Annotated in this window: 8 protein-coding genes; all 8 read right to left on the reverse strand. The window is 67.8% G+C overall.

The features are described from left to right. Positions 1 to 21: 21 nt before the first annotated feature. The 8 genes from HII28_RS03830 to HII28_RS20610 all read right to left on the reverse strand — a co-directional run bounded on the left by HII28_RS03830 (position 22) and on the right by HII28_RS20610 (position 19,689). Positions 22 to 5,487, reverse strand: a complete 5,466-nt coding sequence (locus HII28_RS03830; protein ID WP_170024198.1) for an Ig-like domain-containing protein — start codon at positions 5,485 to 5,487, stop codon at positions 22 to 24. Positions 5,488 to 5,653: 166 nt separating this feature from the next. Continuing rightward, on the reverse strand, positions 5,654 to 8,038 hold the full coding sequence (locus tag HII28_RS03835; protein WP_240977229.1) for a transglutaminase-like domain-containing protein: 2,385 nt from the start codon (positions 8,036 to 8,038) through the stop codon (positions 5,654 to 5,656). After that, the gene (locus HII28_RS03840) at positions 8,035 to 9,336 is read right to left on the reverse strand and encodes a DUF58 domain-containing protein (RefSeq protein ID WP_170024199.1); all 1,302 of its coding nucleotides are present in this window, start codon (positions 9,334 to 9,336) and stop codon (positions 8,035 to 8,037) included. The genes HII28_RS03835 and HII28_RS03840 overlap by 4 nt, the downstream gene beginning before the upstream one ends. Beyond that, positions 9,333 to 10,301, reverse strand: a complete 969-nt coding sequence (locus HII28_RS03845; RefSeq protein WP_170024200.1) for a MoxR family ATPase — start codon at positions 10,299 to 10,301, stop codon at positions 9,333 to 9,335. The genes HII28_RS03840 and HII28_RS03845 overlap by 4 nt, the downstream gene beginning before the upstream one ends. Before the next feature lie 49 nt (positions 10,302 to 10,350). Further along, complete coding sequence (locus HII28_RS03850) at positions 10,351 to 15,633, reverse strand: Ig-like domain-containing protein (protein WP_170024201.1); 5,283 nt, start codon at positions 15,631 to 15,633, stop codon at positions 10,351 to 10,353. A gap of 113 nt (positions 15,634 to 15,746) precedes the next feature. Further along, entirely contained in the window at positions 15,747 to 16,442 is a 696-nt protein-coding gene (locus tag HII28_RS03855; protein WP_170024202.1) for a hypothetical protein, read from the reverse strand. Continuing rightward, positions 16,439 to 18,163: a protein kinase gene (locus tag HII28_RS03860; RefSeq protein WP_170024203.1), complete on the reverse strand. Its 1,725-nt coding sequence runs from the start codon at positions 18,161 to 18,163 to the stop codon at positions 16,439 to 16,441. The genes HII28_RS03855 and HII28_RS03860 overlap by 4 nt, the downstream gene beginning before the upstream one ends. Next, a complete protein-coding gene (locus HII28_RS20610; RefSeq protein WP_170024204.1) occupies positions 18,160 to 19,689 on the reverse strand; it encodes an FHA domain-containing protein in 1,530 nt (509 codons plus the stop codon). Before HII28_RS20610 ends, HII28_RS03860 begins: the two co-directional genes overlap by 4 nt. Positions 19,690 to 19,717 lie beyond the last annotated feature (28 nt).

The raw sequence follows: 19,717 nt of genomic DNA on the forward strand, positions 1-19,717 counted from the left end.
ATCCTGCGTGGTCTGCGCCGGTCACCCGACACCCCAGCCGTTGGACGCCATGGAGTTCCAGGTCGAGCCCGACACCGACGGCGTCTTGCTCAGGGTCCCCGTGATCTTCACGGCGACGGACCAGCTCGCCACCGCGGTGTCGACGAATCCCGTGAGGCAGTAGTGCCCGTCGCCGGACAGGTGCACGCTCACGGTTCCCTGGCTGCTGAATGCGTCGCCGTTGTACAGCGCGGTCAGGTTGTAGGTGCCGCTCTTGAAGTTGCTGTACTGGATGCAGAGGAGGTGGCCAGGTGCACCGTACGGGTTCGGGCCGCCCTTCGCCATGGAAACGGTGGGCGGTGGATCCGTCACCGAGATCGATTTCGAGGGTCCCGGGGAGCTGTAGTCGCCGCTGCCCGGGTTGTACGCGCGGACCTGGAACGTATAGGTTCCCGCGCCCTTGCCGCTGAGCTTGACGCTGCGCGAGGTGCCGGTGGAAGTCCAGGATCCGCTGTTCAGCTTGTACTGGTAGCTGATCGAGCCGCCGCCCGTGATCGTCGGCGCGCTCCAGCTGGCCGTGAGGGTCGCCGGTGCGTATCCGCTCGAGGAGACGCTCAGGCTGCCAGGTGCGCCCGGCGTTCCGTATGGAGTGCGGGCTGCGCTCGCGGACGAGTACGCGCCGTCGCCGTCGCTGTTGTGTCCACGCACGACGAAGGTGTACGCCGTGCCGTTCGTCAGACCGGTCACGGTGACCGTACCCGGAGCGCTCGCGGTGACGGTCTTGACCGCTGAACCGCCCTTGCGGGCGACGATGTCGTAGCGCGTGACAGTCTTACCGTTGGCCGTCGCTGCACCGAACTTGACCGTGACAGATCCAGATCCGGATGACACGATCGTGGGCGCTGCGGGTGCCGACGGCACATCGTGGATGGTGACGGTGGCCGTGCCTGGGACGTCGCGCGTGGGATCACCCGTGGCGTCCCGGACGGTGTACGAAATGCTCGCCGTGCCGATACCGGCGCCGGAAGGCACGGTGACGGTAAGAGTGGTCGTCGTATTCTGCAGCTTGACACCCGACGGCGCGTTCACGAGCTTGGCGCTGGTGATCGTGAGCGGCATCAGCGGACTGGTCCAGAAGGTGGAGGAGACCGCCTGCAGGGTGACCGTCTTATTCCGAACCGTGTCCGCCGATGGAGACAGCTTCTGCACCGCCTTCGCCTTCGTGGAGCTCACGACCATGATGTTGACAGTGCCCTGGATCGTGAAGGTTCCGGACTTCACCTGCACCGTCAGCGGAATCACCGAGGTGGACGGCTTCGCTGCCGTGGGAGCGGACACGGAGAGCGTCGACCCGGTCAGTTTGGGCACCAGAGTGGTGGTGGGGACGGGACTTTTCAGTCCCGAGTACGTGACGGCGGCGAGGATCTTCGAGTTCGGATGCGACGTCGACGCCCTCAGGTCGATCGTCTTCGCCGCGTCGCCCGCGCCGACCTTGATGGTGGGCGGCGTCGTGAACGTGGGCGGGACATCCGACTGGTCTGCGCGCCCCACGGTGAAGTCCAGCGTCAGCTTCGTCGTGCGGTCGCCGGTCGCATCCTCTTCCTTGCCGTCGTTCACCGTGAAGGTGATCGAGGCGGGACCGCGGAAGTCCTTCTTCGCGGTGAACGTGACCGACTGATCCGCCGTGCCCGTCGCACTTCCGCCGACGGCACTCGCCGTTCCGGTGATCTTCGCGGCGCGACCGGACGGCACCGTCACGAGGTCGGTGAGCTTCCAGGTCTTCGTGCCGTTCATGTCGACGAACTGCGCGGCCAGGCCGGACTTGATATGGGGCGGCGGCGTCGTCACCGGCGGCTTCTTCGTCGGCGTCGGCGTGGGTTGAGGCTCCTTCGAGGGCGTGGTCGTGCCCTTCGGAGTGGGCTTGGGTGCGTCAGTCGGCTTCGACGTCGCAGTCTTCGTGGGAGCTGTCGTCGGCTGGTCGTGTGCAGCGGCATCCTTCGAGGCGCGGACGGGAGACCGCGGCACCACGATAAAGGCCGACCCGGTGAGCCCGGTCTGCGGGTCGGTGACGCCGTACGTGAGCGTGGTGCGCGTGTCGCCGAGCCGCACGGTAACGGCCCCGTCGTGCACCTGCGCCCGAGAGGCCTCGGGGCCGGAGACGCTGACCTTCAGGTCGGACGGCAGTCCTGACGGATTCACCGCACCCGCCCGCGCGTCGACGGTGACCGTGTCGTGGCCGTGCGCATCGTCGACGATGTGATCCACGGCCGTCGGATACTGCGGCTTCGCCTTGTCGCTCACCGTCACCTGGATGACCGCGCTCGCCTGCCCGCCCTGGCCGTTCGTGATGCTGTAGCCGACCAGGTAGGCGCCTTCCTTCTGTGGCGCACGAACGATGACGAGCGATCCGTGGGCGGATGCCTGCACACCGTCGTCCACGCTGCCCAGCTTCTTCACGAGCGCGATCGGGTACCCGTTCGGGTCCGAGTCGTTCGCCAGCACGGGGATGGACACCGTCTTGCCCGGCTTGACCTCGACCTTGTCGTTGACGGCGACCGGCGGGCTGAGCGTTTCCGGCCGCGGGATCACGCCGACGCGCACCGTGCCTGTGGCCTTCTTGCCCAAAGCGTCGACGACGGTGTACCCGAACTCGTCGGTGCCGCCGGATCCGGGGTACGCCTGGTAGGTGAACGAGGTGCTCGTTGTCGCGGTGATGCGGCCCAGCTTCGGATCAGCCTCGATGCCCGAGAACGCCACGGAGTCACCATCCGGGTCGATGCCCGCCAGCGGCACCGTCACGGGCAGTGCGGATCCGGCGAACGCCCGCACTGTCAGCGGCTTGGGCGCCGGTGCACGGTTCTTCGCCGCATTCATCGCCGTCACCTGGATCGCGACAGTCGCCTGAGCGGTCTGGCCGTAGTCGTCGGTGATGCGATACGAGACGCTGTACTGACCGGGAGCAGCCGGCGCCTGATAGCGCAGGAGCGACCCGCTCACGAACGCTGTCGCGGACTTGCCGGCCTGCGAGACATCCGCAAGCTCCGGCACCAGCGAGAACGACTCGTCATCGGGCGATACGTCGTTGTCCAGCACCGGGATGCTGACGATGTCGCCAGCACGAACGACGGCCGTGTCGTCGACGGCGACAGGCGGCTGGTGGGTGACGAGCGGTGCCGCGGGCATCACGACGATGGCAGATGACGCGCTGTGCAGCCCGTCCGAGACCGTGTACGTGAGCTGCACCTGTGACGGCAGCAGCGAGTCGGACGTCAGCTTGACGTACGCGTTGTCCAGAACCTCGACGTTGATGCCCTGCGAGACGACATCCAGGCCCTTGACGACGGACTGCACGACGAGCACCCGCCCGGCGGGAGAGATGTCGTTGTCGAGCACCGGCACCGTTGTGGACTTGCCAGGGCGCACGTACGCGACGTCCGTGACGGCGATGGGCCGGGCATCCTTCTGCGCAGTTGCGACGTCGACACGGATGAGCCCCGGCACGGTCTTGGAGCCGGCACCCAACGTGTACTTCACGTAGTACGTGCCTGACGTCGTCGCGCTGAAGTCCACGGTGCCGTTGTCGGCGTCCGCCGAGAGGATGGCGCCCGACGGCCCCTCGTCCGCGGCCGCCCCGACGAGACTGAGCGGCTGTCCGGACGGCGAACGGTCGTTCTGCAGCGGAGACACGGTGACGTGCTGACCCGGCTGGGCGGTGACGAAGTCGGGAGTGGCGACCGGATCCAGGGACCCGGCCGGCTTGACCGTCACATCCAGTTCGCCGGGCGCGCTCTTGCGCCCGTCGGAGACGGTGACGGTCACGGTCTTCGCCCCGGACTGGGCTGTCGTGTTCTCGTACGTGACGGTGCCGTCGGGCGTGAAGCTCACCGCATCGCCCGTCGAGGTGGTGGCCGACACGAGCGTCAGCTGATCGCCGTCGGGGTCGAGCCAGTCGTCGAGCACGTTGTACGAGACCCGCTGCCCGACCTCCATGCTCACCGCGCTCGCTCTCGCCGTCGCGGGTGGATCGTTCTCGGAGTCCGGTCGAACTGTCGCGACGACCTGGGCGTGCGACGTGCCGCCCCGGCCGTCGGTCACGGTGTACTGAAACGCGATGCCGCCGGTGAGCTCGGGGACAGGGGTGAGCTGCAGCGCCCGGCCGCCGTCGATGGCAACCAGAGTCCCCTGCGATGCCGAGATGGGCGTGACGTCAAGGATGGTGAGAACGTCGCCGTCGGGATCCGTGTCGTTGGACAGCACGGGCAGGATCGTCGAACGCCCGGCCCGGATGCCGTACGTGTCGGGCACGGCCGTCGGCGGCCTGTCGGTGGCGGTGCGCTGCGCCAAGGTGTCGATGTAGGACTGCACGATCGGCTTGTCCTGGCCGTCCTGGCTCTGCGTCTCGGTGTCGTCCGGATGGGTGACGGTCCAGTTGCTCACGAGCTGCATCCGGGATGCCACGCTCCATACGTCCCCGGTTCGCACGTTGTTGAGTGCGATCACGCCGTGGTTCACGCGGAAGCGCAGGTCCGCGCCCGTCACCGCCTGCTCGATGTGCTGCGCCTGCGCGGGCTTGCCGTCGCACGCATAGAGGTAGCGGGCGGTACCGGCCCAGGCGCCGTACGCGCAGCCGTTCAGCCACACCGGCGCCGAGACGCCAGACGGATCGGTCAGCGCCGCGGATCCACCCGAGCCGATCGTGGTGACCTCGCCGCCCTTCAGCGGCACCTCCAGGAGCGAACTGCCGGATGCCACGACAACGCGATCGTTCGGCTCACCCGCCTGCTGCAGCCGGAGGCCCTTGGTCGGCAGCGTCACGGCCGTGCCGTCGGCGGTACGGATGCGGCGCCCGGCCTTGTCGAGCACCACGGCGGTGTCACCGACCGCCGTCAGCTGGAAGGAGGATGCGACGCGGAACGCACGCGCGGATCCGCTCGCCCCCGGATGATCGAATGCCACCAGCTTGCCGTTCGCCGGCGACACGGCGAACGCCTTGCCGCTGGACGAGACCACGACCGCCGCATGCTTGCCGAGACGCGCTGTCGGCTTCGTCTTCGCGGGATCGAACGAGAGACGCCCTGAGGCATCGAGCAGCCACAGTTTGCCCTGCTGCGACAGCACGGCGATCGTGTCGCCGCCGTACGAGACGGCCGCGCCGGCCGGGATGGTGACGCGGTTCGCCAGCGTCGAGTACGCCTGGTCGATCTTCTCGAGCGTGCCGTTCTGCTCGTCGGCGAGGAAGTAGGCGCCGCCGTCCTGCAGCACGTCGAGATTTTTCGACGCCGCAGCGACAGACGTGTCGAGCTCGTTGATCTGGTGGTTCAAGCGGCCGATGCGCAGCGCGTCGCCGTTCGTCACCCAGACGTCGCGCGACTGAACGTCGACGTCTTCGGCCGGAAAGCCCTGATGCACGACCGCCAGGGTCACGGGCAACGCCGCGACGAGCGCGATCACGATGAGCGACGACAGCGTTTTGTGCGCGCGAATCCACGCCGAAAGGGCGGAGAGCATCGGGTTCTGGCCCCCTGGATGGACGAGGTCGGACGGGATGGCCTCGCGCTCCCCCGAGCCGTGCCTGGGAGCAGGCTAGCACGCGGCTGTGCGCGGGACGAACCGAGCTGTCTGCCCACTCACCCCTCGCGGGTAGGAGCCGTCGCACGCCCCGCGGAGCACCCGATCAGCTCGATGCAGCCCCTGGCTTCCTGCTCCTCGTGAACCGGTACGACGCGATGCGGCGGCGCAGCCATCCGGCCGACGTCGACACGGACGTCCGGATCTGCTCCACACGGTGCCACAACTGCGAGCTGCGCTCGTCGGAGACGACGGTGCCGTCGAAGACGGCGGCGTCGGCTTCACAGGCGATGCTGCTCAACGCGTCGGATTCCAGAGGGATGCCCTGCTCGGCGGACTGTGCCTGGAGCGCCGCGGCCGTCTGCCGACGCGTCGCAACGGATGGCACGCGGTAGCCCAGCTCCCCGAACGTATCGACGAGTTCGTCCCATGCGCCCGCGGCCTGGAGGTCGCCGGGACCCCGGGCTCGCCGTCTGCGCCGTCGTCGTTTTCGCGCCGCCACGATGAGCATCGGCAGGAACACAGCAGCCGCCACGAGCAGCACGCCGCCGGATGCGTAGTAGGTCCAGACGGGAAGAGAGAACGCCGTCTTGTCCTTGGGCGGCTTCGTGTCCTTCGTCTTCACCGGCGTGAGCAGATCGTCCGCCTTCGGCGGGGTGTTCGGGGGCTGGCGCACCTGCGGCTGCGGCTGCAGCTTCGGCTTGACCGTCTGGTCCTTCGGCGCATCCGTCTTGGTCGGGGTCGGGAAGAACGGCACCCAGCCGACACCCTGGAACGCCACCTCGTCCCACGCCGTCACGTCGTCGCCCGTGTACGTCACGGTGCCCTTGCCGCTGCTGTGCCCCTTGAAGCCCATGACCACCCGCACCGGGTAGCCCAGGTGCCTCGCCATGAGCGCGAACGCCGAGGTGTACTGCTCCTGGTCGCCCACCATGGGCGTCTTCTGAAGCAGATCGTTCATGCGATCGGCTCCCTCGCCGGCGCGGGACGGCACCGGATCCGTCGCCCTGCCGTGGCTGAGGTATCCGAGCTTCTTCAGCGACCGTTCGATGTTGCGCAGCTTCTGGATGGCGCTGGCCGAGCCGCCGGCGTACTCCTCCGCCTTCGATGCGATGACGTCGGGCACGTTCGTGACGCTCGGCATCGCCAGCGTGGCGACGGGAACGTTCTTCAGCGCCTTGTCGTTCGGGATCTTCTGAGCGGTCGCATCCACCGTGTACGTCATGCCACGGGACACACCGCTGGTCACGGCCGTCGTGCCCGTCGCAGTGTTCACGCGAACCGTCTGTCGCGGATCGGCGGAGCCGGTGGACTTCCCGAACTCGAGGTTGTCCGTGTAGCCGAGAGTCGGGAGCCACACGTTGTCATAGCCGAGCACCGCGAACCTGGACGTGGAGGTCGCGCCGGCCGTGAACAACGGCGGGGCCGGGATCGTGCTCCCGAGAAGCTCGAAGCTGCCCGATCCGTCGGTCTGCTCGCCGGGGCCGGTGACGCTCCAGACGATGCCGTCGTAGCTGTCCATGGTGGCCATCCGCACGAGCGTGCCGTTCGGGATGTTCGTGGCAGAGAACAGCTTCGTCTTGCGCAGGTCGTTGGCGTACTTGCGGAACGACGCCAGCGGCGCCGGGTAGTCGAGCGGATCGAACGGCGGTTGCACGGCATCCCGCACCACGAAGCGCTGCGACGACGCCGGAGCGGCGATCGTGCCGAGCGCACCCCCAGCGACGACCGCCACGGCCACGACGACGGCCGATCCGGCGATCGCCCTCCGCGCGAGGCCGGCGTCTGTCGCGATCGAACGTTTGGAGGAGCGGATGCGCCACCCGAGCCAGCACAGCGCGATGGCGGCGAACGCGATGCCGCGCCCTCCGGCGAACACGCTCTCGCGGGTGCCGAGCAGGATGCTCGCCAGCAACAGCAGCGTCGGCCCAGCGACGATGAGCGCGGCCCGCAACGTTGCGCGGCGGCCGCGGCTCGGCATCCGCACGGCGACGGATACGCAGACGAGTGACACGACCAGCGCAGCCGCGAACGGCACGACGGCGAGGTACGGCGGCGCCTCAAGCGGCGCACGCAGTGTGACGGCATCGGACCAGCCGAACACGGCACCGGTCGCCAGGTCTCCGAGCGAAGCCAGGGTGGGGACCACAACGAGGAGGCCCTCGTGCGGCAGCGCCAGGGCTGTGCCGAAGAGGAAGTAGGCGACGATGCCGGCGAGCACGGCCATCGGCATGGCAACGCGGAACAGGGCGCAGACCACGGCGACCGCGGAACCGACGACGAGTCCACCGAAGCCGGCGACGAGATAGCCGAGGTGGCCGAACGCCGTTGCGAAGCCGAGGATGGCGATGCCTGCGAGCACCGCGAACACGGCAAGGTCGACCCACACGGACGCCGTCATCGTGCCGGCCCACCCGGCCCGTCCCGCCGTCTTCTCCGCGCGTGCCGTCGCCGCCGGGGGCATCGCGGCCGTCGGTGTCGCCGCCGTCATCGTCCTGCCCTCTGCAGAAGTCCGGCGAGCTCGGACAGCGCGGTGACCGTGGCGACGACCGCGTTGCCCACCTTGCGCAGTCCGGGGTCCTCGTCGGCAGCGGTCCGCACGACGATCACGGGCGTGTCCGTCGGGTACAGCGTGGACAGAGCGTGCAGTTCCTTGTGCGTCGCGATGCTGCCGACAACGGCGATCACGAGGCTCGGGTCGGGCAGGCGGGCACCGATGGTGCGCGCGAACTCGCGCAGCGAACCGTAGCGGCTGTCGATCTGCTGGATGCGGCACGTGTCGTCCAGCAGCGTCATCGGCGTCCGTTCGCGCAGACGCGCGTTCTCCCACACCACATCGAGCTCGGACTCCTCCGCCGCCACCTCGACGGCGATCGAGGCGAGTGCCGACACGGCCAGCTCGAACTCGTCATCGGAGAGATAGAAACGGCGGTCGGCGCTCATCAGCAGGAGAAGCTGCGAACGGCGCGTCTCCTGATATTGGCGCACCATGAGCTGTCCCGTGCGCGCGGAGCTGCGCCAGTGCACGTTGCGGATGTCGTCACCCGGCTCGTAGGCGCGCAGCGCGTGGAATGCGAGGTCGCTGTCCGTGATGGCCTTGGTGGTCTGGCCCTCGAGGTCCTTCACCAGACCTCGGGCGGTGGCGGCGATCCGCGTGATCTTCGGATGCACGAACAGCTCGACCTGGTCCGTCCACGTCGTGGTGCGTCGCAGCAGGCCGAGCTGGTCGCCCCGGACGCTGACCGCGGGGCCCGCGACGATGAGCGCACGTCGTTCGGTCGGGATCGCGAAGAGACTCTCGTCTTCGGCCCCCGGCGCCAGCCTCGGCACGACGAACTCGGCGAGGCCTTCGCCGACGGCGAGCTCCATGCGTGTCGGCAGAACGGGCCGGTGTCCGGTGTTGACGACCTCCATACGGCCCATGGCGCGGTCGCCGGCAGTGACCCGACGAGGGTTGAGCTCGATGGCGACTCGGTAGGTTGCGCGACCGAACAGGTAGCCGCACGCGGCGAGCATCCCCGCAGCCAGGGCGAAGCCGATGTAGGCGAACTCGGCCCAGCCGAGCACGAAGGCGAGGCCGAACGAGACGACAGCCGAGACGACGACGATCCAGCCGAGCGGCGTGATCGTCTTGACCGCGCCGATGACGACGGTCAGCGGCACGTCGATGATCCGGCGCAGCGCGCGCCAGATCGCCGCGAGCCCGCCAAGGAGCGCACGCCACAGCTCCCGCAGGGCGAAGGTCGCCTGCGAGCCGGTGCGCCGCTCTGCCGTCGTCACGTCGGTCATGCTGCTCGGTAGGCGGGTGGGTTGACGGTCGCGAGCGCCCTGGCCACCACATCCTCGGCCGTGACGCCCGAGAACTCGGCCTCCGGGTCCACGATCACGCGGTGTGCGAGAACGGGGACCGCCAGCTCGCGCACGTCGTCCGGCGTCACGTACGTGCGACCCGCGGCGATCGCCCACGTCTTGGCAGCACGCGCCAACGCCAGCGCGCCACGGATACTCACACCCAACGCCGCATCCCTGTCGGCACGCGTCGCGGACACCAACTCGCTGAGGTAGCCCATCACGGCGCCATCCGTGTGCACATCAGCAGCCAACTGCGACATCGTCGTCACCGACTCCGACGCGATGATCGCCGACACCGAAGCAGCACGAGCCCGGTTCGAGGACTCCATGAGCAGACGCACGGTCGTCTCGTGGTCCGGATACCCCAGCGATGTCTTGATCAGGAACCGGTCCAACTGTGCCTCGGGCAACGTGTACGTGCCCGCCTGCTCGATCGGGTTCTGCGTCGCAATCACCATGAACGGGCTGCCGACCGGATGGGAGACGCCGTCCACCGTGACGATGCCCTCCTCCATCACCTCCAACAACGCGGACTGCGTCTTCGGGGATGCGCGGTTGATCTCATCCGCGAGCACCACGGAGGCGAAGATCGGGCCGGGGTGGAACTCGAACCGGCCGTTCGACTGGTCGTAGATCGTCACACCCGTCACGTCGGAAGGCAGCAGATCCGGCGTGAACTGGATGCGCGACTGCGTCCCCTGAATCGTGTTCGCCAGCGCCTTCGCCAGGACCGTCTTACCCGTGCCGGGGACATCCTCCAAAAGCACGTGGCCGCCGGACAGCATCGCCGTCACGACCAGCTTGATCGCGTGCTCTTTGCCCAGGATCGCCTTGTCGACGTTCCCCACCAACTGCCCGAAGGCGCCGGCGAACCACGCCGCCTGCTCCTGAGTCACTGCCATGATCGTTGCCTTCTCGTACTTTCTCTTGACTTGATTCGTCGTGCCCGCATCAGAAGGGCACAGTCGGGCTCCGCACGCCATTGATGATGATGTAGCCGCTCTCGTACGTGCCGCAGTTCGGCTTGCGCGTCGTGTAGTAGGTGCTCGTGTCGATGCTGCCGTTGCTGTCGCTCTTCACGCCGGGGACCACCTCGTTCAGCCCCGCCGTGCAGTAGATGGTCACCGAGTACGTCGTGTTCGCTGAGAAGTTCTGGCCCTTGATCAGGAAGTAGTGGCACGTGCCACCGCCGCTCTGGCAAGGAACAGAGTGCGCAGTGTCCGGACCCGTCTGTGCTGCCGGCTGGGGGTTCGGCACGTTGACCGTGTTGCTCGAGGCTGACCAATCGCTCCAGTTATTGCCGTTGTTCTCGACTTGGACCTGAACGGAGTAGTTTCCGGCGCTGAGGCTGCCAACAGACGCGCTCGTTGACGTCGTTTGGCCCGTCTGTCCGCTGCTGAGCTTCCACTTGTACATCTTGAGACCACCCTTCGTGTCCGGTTCACTCCAGCTGAAGCTCACCTTGCCGTTGGGAGAATCCCCGCTCTCGGAGATGGATGGCCTGGCCGGTGTCGCCGGCGTTCCATACGTCGTGACCGAGTTGCTCGACGCCGACGCCTGACTGGATCCGTCGTCGTTCTCCGCGACGATCGTGAAGGTGTATGCCGTTCCGTTGGTCACCGAGATGGCCTGGCCCTTGGGCGGTGCACTGCCCGTCACCGTGGCGGCCTTCTTGCCGTTCGCGTAGATGAGGTAGTCGTTGATCGTCTTGCCGTTGTCGGTCGGAGCGCTCGCAAGACTGACCTTGATCGACCCATCCCCGTTCGCTACCGCAGTCGGCTTCGCAGGCTGAGCGGGCACGTCGTGGATGACCACCTGGTACTGCCCGATGGTCGATGCTGTGCGGGCCGGGTCCTTGGTGGCGTCCTGCACGTTGAACTGGATGTTCACGGTGCCGACGGAGGCACCGCTGCCTACGCTCACGCTGATCGACGTGCCCGTGAACGACACCGTCACTCCCGTCGGCGAGCTGACGGCCTTGGCGCTCGTGATGGTGAGCGGCTGTCCTGGGAACGGATTCACCCAGTACTGGTCGCTCGTCGCGTTGCTCCAGGTCGTGGACTTGGTGCGCTGCACCTCCTGGCTGAACGGTGCGTCCTTCTGCTGCGCCAACGGCCTCGTCGAGCTGACGACCTTGACGTTGACGGATCCGTCGATCGAGGTGGTCGGCGAGTTCACCTTGAAGTGAATCGTCGCCGTCGTGCCGGGTTGTGTGCCGAACGGCGCAGAGATGGACAGCGTCGACCCGCTCGGCGTCGCGACGATGCCGCCGGAGGCGCCCGAGAAGTCGGAGTACGTCAGCTTGCTCAGGATGTCCGGGTTCGGGTGGTAGCTCGACGCCCGGAGGTCGACGGTCGTCGGGTTCTCGCCGGCCTCGATGGTGACGTTCGGCGGCGTGAAGGTGGGTGGGACATCCGACTGATCCGGGTTGCCAACGGTGATCGGCAGCACGAGCGACGTCACGCGATCCGCCGACTGGCCGGGTTCACGACCGTCATCGACCTTGAACGTGATCGCCGCCGGGCCGCGGTAGTCCTTCTCCGCGGTGAACGTGAGCGTCTGATCGTCGACGTAGCCGGACGTCGTGGAGTGGGTCACCGTCACGCCGCCCCGGCTCACGATCTTGGCGGGTCGTCCGGACGGCACAGTGATCAGGTCGGACAGCTTCCACGTCTTCGTGCCGTTCATCGACACGATCTGCTGCGGCACCTTGACCGTCGGCGGCGGAGTTCCGTCGGACGCCGGCGGAACGATGATGAATGCCTCGCCTGCGAGCCCCGTCGTGGGGTCGGTCAGCGTGTAGGCGACAGCCACGCGTGTGTGTTGCGGCTCGACCGTGACCTTTCCGTTCGCGTCGACCGTCGCATACTTCGCGTTCGGGCCGGTCACGTCGACCTTCAGCGCGTTCACCAGGTCGGACGGATTCACCGCGCCCTCGAAGACGTCGACCTTCACGGAACTCTTGCCGACGGCATCCGCCGACTGCACGACCTGGTCGATCGCCGTCGGATACACGGGCTTCGCGTCGTTCGTCACGATGACCTGCACGTAGGCGCTCGCCTGCCCGCCTTGGCCGTTGGTGATCGTGTAGCGGGCGACGTAGACTCCCTGCTTCTCCGGGGCCTGCACGAGTACGAGCTGTCCGTGAACGGAGGCCTTGAGCTCCGGATCGACGTCGGCGAGCTTCTTCTCCACCGAGATCGTGTAGCCGTTGGGGTCCGAGTCGTTGCCGAGCACCGGAACGGATGCCGTCCTGCCCGGCTTGACCTCCACCGTGTCGTTCACGGCGACGGGAGGCTGCAGGCTGCTGGGACGCGGGATGACGCCGATCCGCACCGTTCCCGTCGCACTCTTGCCGTAGGTGTCGGTCACCTTGTAGGTGAAGGTGTCCGTGCCTCCGGATCCCGGATACGCCTCGTAGGTGAACGAGGTGGAGGTGGTCGAGGCGATCCGTCCCAGCGTCGGCTGGCCGACGATGCCGTCGAGCGTCACGGAGTCGCCGTCGGGATCGATCCCGTCGAGCGGAACGGTGATCGGCACGCTCGAGCCGGCGAACGCGCGGGCGGTCAACGCGGTCGGGTTCGGTGCCTGATCCTTGCCGTCCTTGGCCGTGACGACGAACGTGACGGTGCCGACGGCGTTCTGCCCCCACTTGTCGCTGATGGTGTACGAGACGGAGTACTGGCCCGGGGTCGACGGAGCCTGGTACCGCACGGTCTCCCCGCTGACGAACGCCGTGGCCCCAGCGCCCTGATTGGAGACGTCCTTCAACTTGGGATCGAGGGTGAAGGGCTCGTTGTCCGGCGAGTAGTCGTTGTCCAGCACATCCACCGTGGCGATATCGCCGACCCGCACTGTCGCGGCATCGTCGACGGCGACCGGCGGCTGGTGGATCACCAGCGGCGGGATCGGAACGACGGTGATCGTCGAGGTGGATTCCTTCACGCCGTCGGACACGACGTAGTTGAGCTGCACCTGCTGGGGAAGGACCGTCGGCGCGGTGATCTTGACCACCTGGTTGTCGAGCAGCTCTACGTTGAGGTCGGACGAGGCGTCGGTCTTGGTCACGGATCGCACGGCGAGCACTCGGCCCGAGGGCGACGAGTCGTTCGCGAGCGGGTTCACGGTGGTGCTCTCCCCCGGTCGCACGTATGCGTCGTCTGCAACGGCGATGGGGGCTCCGTCCGCTCCGCCATCGGTCGCGTCGAGGCGGATCAGGCCGGTCGTCGTCTTCGCTCCCGCACCGAGCGTGTACTTCAGGTAGTACTCCCCCGGGGTGGATGCGGTGGCGGTGACGGTGCCCTTCTGCGGGTCGGTGACGACCGTCGGATCCGATGGGCCGCTGTCGCTGTTCGCTCCGACGAGCGCGAGCTCATCTCCGGACGGAGAGAGGTCGTTGTCGAGCGGATGGATGGTGACCGGCTGCCCGGCCACGCCGGATGCGAAGTCCGGCGTCGCAACCGGAGCGAGCGAGCCCTGCGGCTTCACGGTGACCATCAGGGATCCGCTCGCACTCGCGTGACCGTCCGTGACGGTGTACCGAACCTCCTTGACACCGGCCTGCCCGTTCTTGCTGAGGAACGTGATGCGGCCGTCCGGCTGGAACTGCACCTGGTCGTCCGTCGTCGACTGCGCGGACGACAGCGACATGTCGTCGCCGTCGGGATCCATCCAGTCGTTCAGCACGTCGTAGGTCACCGACTGACCCACCTCGACGGATGCGTCGCTCTCCCTCTTCGAAGCAGGCGCGGCGTTCTGCGTTGCGGGGTGCACCGTGGCGTTGACCTGGGCGTTGGCCTGCCCGCCGCGGCCGTCGTCGATCGTGTAGCGGAACGAGACGCCTCCCGTCACGTCGTCGGGAACCGTCAGCTGCACCGACCGGCCCCCCTCGATGATGTCGAGGTGTCCCTCAGCGGCGGGGATCGGCGACACGGCTGTCACCGTGAGCACGTCGCCGTCGGGATCCGTGTCGTTGTCCAGCACCGGAAGCACGGTGGACCGTCCGGCACGCACGCCGTAGTTGTCGTCGACGGCCGTCGGCGGATGATTGTCCTTCGTACGGTGCGCGAGCGTGTCCTGGAACGACTGCAGCACGGGCTTCTCCTGGCCGGTGTCGCCGTTCACCTGCGAGTCGTTCGGCTTGAGCGTCGCCCAGTTCTGCACGAGCACCATGTGACTGGAGACGACCCAGGCGTCTCCGTTGCGCAGGTTGTTCAGCGCGATGACGCTGCCGTTCACCCTGAATCGCAGGTCGTCGTCGCTGACCTGCTGCGCGATGTCCATCCCGACGGATGCCTTCCCGTCGCATGCGTAGAGATAGCGGGCGGCACCTGCCCAGGCCCCGTACGAACATCCGTTCAGCCACACGGGCGCCGAGACCTGATCGGACCTCGTGACCGCCTGCTTGACCCCGGCCGAGACGATGGAGACCTTGCTGCCGTCCAGTGGCACCTTCAGGAGTGCGCCGCCTGAGGCGACGAGCGCATACGCGTTCTCGGCACCCGGCTGCTGGAGTTGAAGGCCCTTCGTCGGAAGATTGACCACCTTGTCCGTGCTGACCAGCACGCGGTTGAGCTTGGTGTCCAGGATCACCGGGGTGTCGCCGACCGCGGACAACTGGAAGCCCGAAGAGACGGACAGCGTGGACTGCTGCCCCGTCGCTCCCGGGTGATCGAACCGCAGCAGGGCCTTGCGTGTCGGCGACACGCTGTAGGTCACTCCCGACGAGGTGACGACCGTTTTGGTTCCGGTACCGAGCTTCGCGGACGGCTTGGTCTTCGACGGGTCGAACGCCAGCCGGGACGACGCGTCGAGCACCCACACCTTGCCGTCGGGAGCCGTGATGGCGATGGTGTTGCCGCCGTAGGAGACTTGCGAGCCCGCGGGAATGCTCACCCGGTCGACGAACGAGACGAAGGCCGGATCGATGCGCTCCAGCGTGCCGTTCTTCGTGTCGGTGAGGAAGTACGCTGAGCCGTTCTGCAGCACGTCGAGTGAGCTGGAGGCACCAGTGACCGCGGCATCAAGCTCATCGATCTGATGGTTCAGGCGACCGCCCATGAGCTTGTCGCCGTTGGTGACCCAGACGTCTCGCGCGGTGAGGCTCACGTCATCCGTCGGGAAGCCCTTGTGCAGCACGGCGAATGTCACAGGCACGGCCGCGACGACCGCGATGACGACCGCGGAAGCGATCGCCTTGTGTGCGCGGATCCAAGCAGCGAGGGGCCTGAGCACGATGTCTGTGTTCCCTATCCCGTCCGGCGATCCGACTACAGAGTGGTGCCCGCTCCCCCAAGCCCGTACAAGCTAGCACACCCCTTGATGGCTAGACGAATCGGTCTATGCTGCTACGTTTCGGGCTCGCGATCCAACAGTTCGAGGTCTTCCGAGCCCACCAAGTGGGTCGAGACCGCGTACTCCACGAGGCGTGCCCGCCTGCTCGTGGCGAGCTTGCCTGCCCCGCCGCGCAGCCCGGCGACTCCGAGCTTGTCGAGCTTGTCGCACACGTTGTCGAGCTTGCGGTTGAAGGTGGTGAGCGACCAGCCGAGGCGGGCCGCGGCATCCGCCGACGTCGGCACGACGGACCTGCCTGGCACCTGCTGCCGCAGCATGGACTCGGACAACGCCACGATCAGCTGACGCTGGGTGGTGGTGAGGGCGACGGGGAGCATCGTGGTCGAGCCGCCGGACTCCTGCAGGATGCGCGACGTGCTGTACAGGTCGTCGGCGTTCAGGATCGTGAAGTCGTAGGTGGTCGGCCCAGCGCTGAACATGACGTGCATCGTCTCGAACACGATCGGCAGCCGCGCACCCGGGGCGAGCCAGGCCTGCACGGCGCCCGTGCCGTCGGTGACGGTGGCCGTCAGCAGCGTGCCGACGTTGGCCAGCCACCACATGCCGTGCTCGTCGAAGATGCGGAGGAACCTGCGGTGCAGGTACGGGTTGTCGTCGATGGACAGGTCGGAGTCGCGTCCGATCGAGAAGTCACCCGGACTCTCGATCGGATGGAGCTCTCCGCAGAACTCGACGGTCAGCGAGCTCACGGTGAGCACGCCTTCAACCCGTTCGGGGAGGTCCTTCCGTCACGCACGATCTCCACCTGGATGCAGACGCTGGCGCCAGGGGTGAGCCCGGTCAGGGTCGCTTGCGGCTTGTCCGTGGACGTGGGGCTGTCGGTGGAGGAGTCACGCAGCCACTGGTAGGAGTCCTGCGGCTTGGGCTTCGGGTTCTTCCAGACGAACGTCACGCTCGTGCCGTCCGCGCTGCGCGTCTTCGAGACGAGCGTGGGATCTGGCACCGACGACAGTGCGATCTGTCCGTCATCGCTTCCCGGCGCGTTCGTGTGGGTCGCCGAGCTCGTACCCGGCACCAGGAGTGTTGCGGCGGTGATGCCACCGACGACGATCACGACGCACGCTGCGACGATGCCCACGATCATCCCGATTCGCCGTCGATTCGGAGCCGCGGTCTCCGGGGTATCGGTCTCTGGAGCTGCGGGTTCCGCGACGGGGGCGGGTACCGGCATCCCCGGCGCAGCGACGGTCGGTGCATGCCGGAGCATCGTGTGGTCGGGTGCCGACGCGGCCGCTCCGCGCATGATGGTCTGGTCGGCAGCGGGCTGTGCGCGGACCGTCTGCACATCGCGCACTCGCGTGGCATCCGCATCCGGTCCCGCCGGGATGCGCATCGGCGACGGGGGCGGCGGCTGAGGAGCACGCGGCTGCACGGGCCGCGGAGCCGCCGGTTGGGCGATGATCGTGGAGACCTGACGGATCCGCGTCTCATCTGCCGGGTCCACGCCGACCTCGGATTCTGCGCGCTCCACCGCAACGGCGAGGTTCGGCACCTCGATGCCGGTCGGCGAGTATCCGAGTTCGAGTTCGACCCGCTGCAGCGCCCTGGCGAACTCCACGGCCGAGGCGTAACGGTCGTCGCGACGCGTTGCCATGCCCTTGGCGAGCACCGCGACCAGCGTGCGCGGCACATCCGGACGATCGAGCGGGGTGATGGCACCGCGCTCGATGCGACCGATCAGGTCGAGCGTGCCGTTCGAGCGTCCGGGGACCTCGAACGGCGTGTGCCCGGCGAGCAGGGTGTAGATGGTGGCTGCGAGCGAGAAGACATCACTGCGCACGTCGGGCTTGGGGTCGTCGTCGAACATCTCGGCGGGCGACCACGGCACCGAGAGTCCGACAGACTGGCGAGTCGTGGTGTCTGCCCCCTGTCGGTTCGGAAGGCGCGACAGCGTCGTCGTGTGCGTCGGCAGCTCGTCCTCGAGCGTCGACGAGATGCCGAAGTCCGTCAGTGCCGGCCAGCCGAAGTCGTTCGTGAGCACGTTGGCCGGCTTGATGTCACGGTGCAGGATGCCTGCGGCGTGCGCCGTTGCCACGGCGCTCGACACGCGCACGCCGATGCGCAGTGCGTCTTCGACGCCGAACCGCTCGCGCTTGTAACGCTCGCCCAGCGACGGACCGGAGCAGTACTCCATGACGAAGTACGGACGGTCGTCCGCCGACACGTCTGCGTGGTAGATCGTGACGATGTAGGGATGCGCGGACAGCTGCGCCATCACGTTCGCCTCGGCGACGAAGTGGGCGCGGGACTGCTGGTCGAGCTCGTCGGTGAGCAGAACCTTCACGGCGACCTTGCGCCGCGGAAGCTTCTGCTCGTACAGGAAGACGTCGGAGAATCCGCCGGATCCCAGCAATCGCTGGTACGCGTACCCGGGCAGCTCCGGTGCCTCGGCGGCGACCCGCCTGCTCATGCTTGCACGACGTCCAGCGTCACACCGCTGCCCAGGTCGATCGTGGTTCCCGCGATCACGGAGGTCGGCTCACCAGCGCGCAGCTTCTGCGGCGTCTTGCCCGGAAGTGCGATCAGTGTGCCGTTGCGCGAGTGCAGATCGGTGACAACGACGGTTCCGCCCTCGATCGTCAACTGCACGTGGTTGCGCGAGATGTCGTGCTCGACGCTGTCGACCGTGACGAGACGCGGAACCTTGCCTCCGCCCATCTTGCTCACACTGGGTGCGCGGCCCACGACCACCATGCCGTCGATCGGCTCCGAGCTGCCGTCTGGAAGCCGCAGCGTGAAGCCGCCCTCGGCCGTCGGTGCCGGCGACACGACGGGCGCGGGCTCCGGCGCGGATGCTGCGCCTGCCGCGCTGCGCAGCGCCGCGATGTCGCCGCTCATGACAGTGAGGCCATCGTGGTCGCCGAGCGGCGCCGGGGCGGACTCGGACAGGGTCGATGAGGATGCCGAGCCGATCGGAGCAGGGGCGATCATCGCCGAGACGCTCGGCGCCGCGCCGCCTGCCTCGTCGCCCTCTTCGCTTTCCGGACGAACGGCCGCGTCGTTCACGCCTCGCATCAGGGTCGCGCCGAAGAGGTGGTCGTATCCGGTCGTCTCGTTGGGCCGCTCGGATGCGGCCGGACGATCGGCTTCGACGGCGTCGCCGCCCGTGACGGTGGCCTCGAGGTCGGCGATCGTGCGGTCCAGATCCGTCGTGGAGCGCTGTTCCGCCCCTGCATCGGACGCCGCATCCGCAGCCACGACGTCTGGACTCGACACGTCGCTGCCCTCATCGGTTCGGGAAAGCAACGCGGCCGGGGTCTCCGTCTCGTCTCCCGGCGAGGGCGCGATCGTGTCGCCCCACGATCCGGTCGGTGCTGCGGGCGCGGAGGCCGCCGGGGCCGGTGCGAGGATCCCGGATGCGAGCGGGACGACCGGCGTCGCGTCGCTCGGTGCAGAACGAATCGGAGCCGCGGATGGAGCCCATTCCGAAGCCGGGATGCCGTCTGGCACGCCCGCGAATCCCGTCGACTGTCCGTCGAAGGCGAGCGATCCGAACGCCACGGCACTCACCCAGGCCGTGCCGACGACAAGGGGAAGGGCCGGGCCGCCCACGGCATCCGACGGGATGCACTTGACGCGGAACCCGCGCACACCGCTCATCGGACGCTCGACCCAGGTCGACACACCCCGTGCGGTGATGTCGTCGGCTCCGGCGACGGTGTCGATCGCGACGCCCGCCTCTCCACGCACGATGAACCGACCGACGTACGCGTCGTCCTTCGCGTCCCATTCGGCCAGCACGAAGCCGGGGGCAGAGGTCAGACCATGCCTGGCGAGCTCGTCGATCACCAGGCGGATGCCGTCGTCGTCGCAGAGCGCAGCCCACAGCCGAGCGGCGAAGGCGGCATCCGGTGCCGGAACGTGCACGACGGCGAGCCGTCCGGGAATGACGGCGGCCAGCCAGCCGCCAGGGGCCGTGTGTTCAACAGCGAGCACGGTCGTCGTCCTTCGTCCTTCGTTCTTC

This window comes from Planctomonas sp. JC2975 (assembly GCF_012985205.1).
Classification (GTDB): Bacteria; Actinomycetota; Actinomycetes; order Actinomycetales; family Microbacteriaceae; genus Humibacter.

Bases quoted from the DNA above. Each gene is read 5' to 3' on its own strand.
- HII28_RS03835 (WP_240977229.1), bottom strand. From the start codon at position 8,038: ATGACGGCGGCGACACCGACGGCCGCGATGCCCCCGGCGGCGACGGCA.
- HII28_RS03860 (WP_170024203.1), bottom strand. From the start codon at position 18,163: ATGAGCAGGCGGGTCGCCGCCGAGGCACCGGAGCTGCCCGGGTACGCG.
- HII28_RS03840 (WP_170024199.1), bottom strand. From the start codon at position 9,336: ATGACCGACGTGACGACGGCAGAGCGGCGCACCGGCTCGCAGGCGACC.
- HII28_RS03830 (WP_170024198.1), bottom strand. From the start codon at position 5,487: ATGCTCTCCGCCCTTTCGGCGTGGATTCGCGCGCACAAAACGCTGTCG.
- HII28_RS03845 (WP_170024200.1), bottom strand. From the start codon at position 10,301: ATGGCAGTGACTCAGGAGCAGGCGGCGTGGTTCGCCGGCGCCTTCGGG.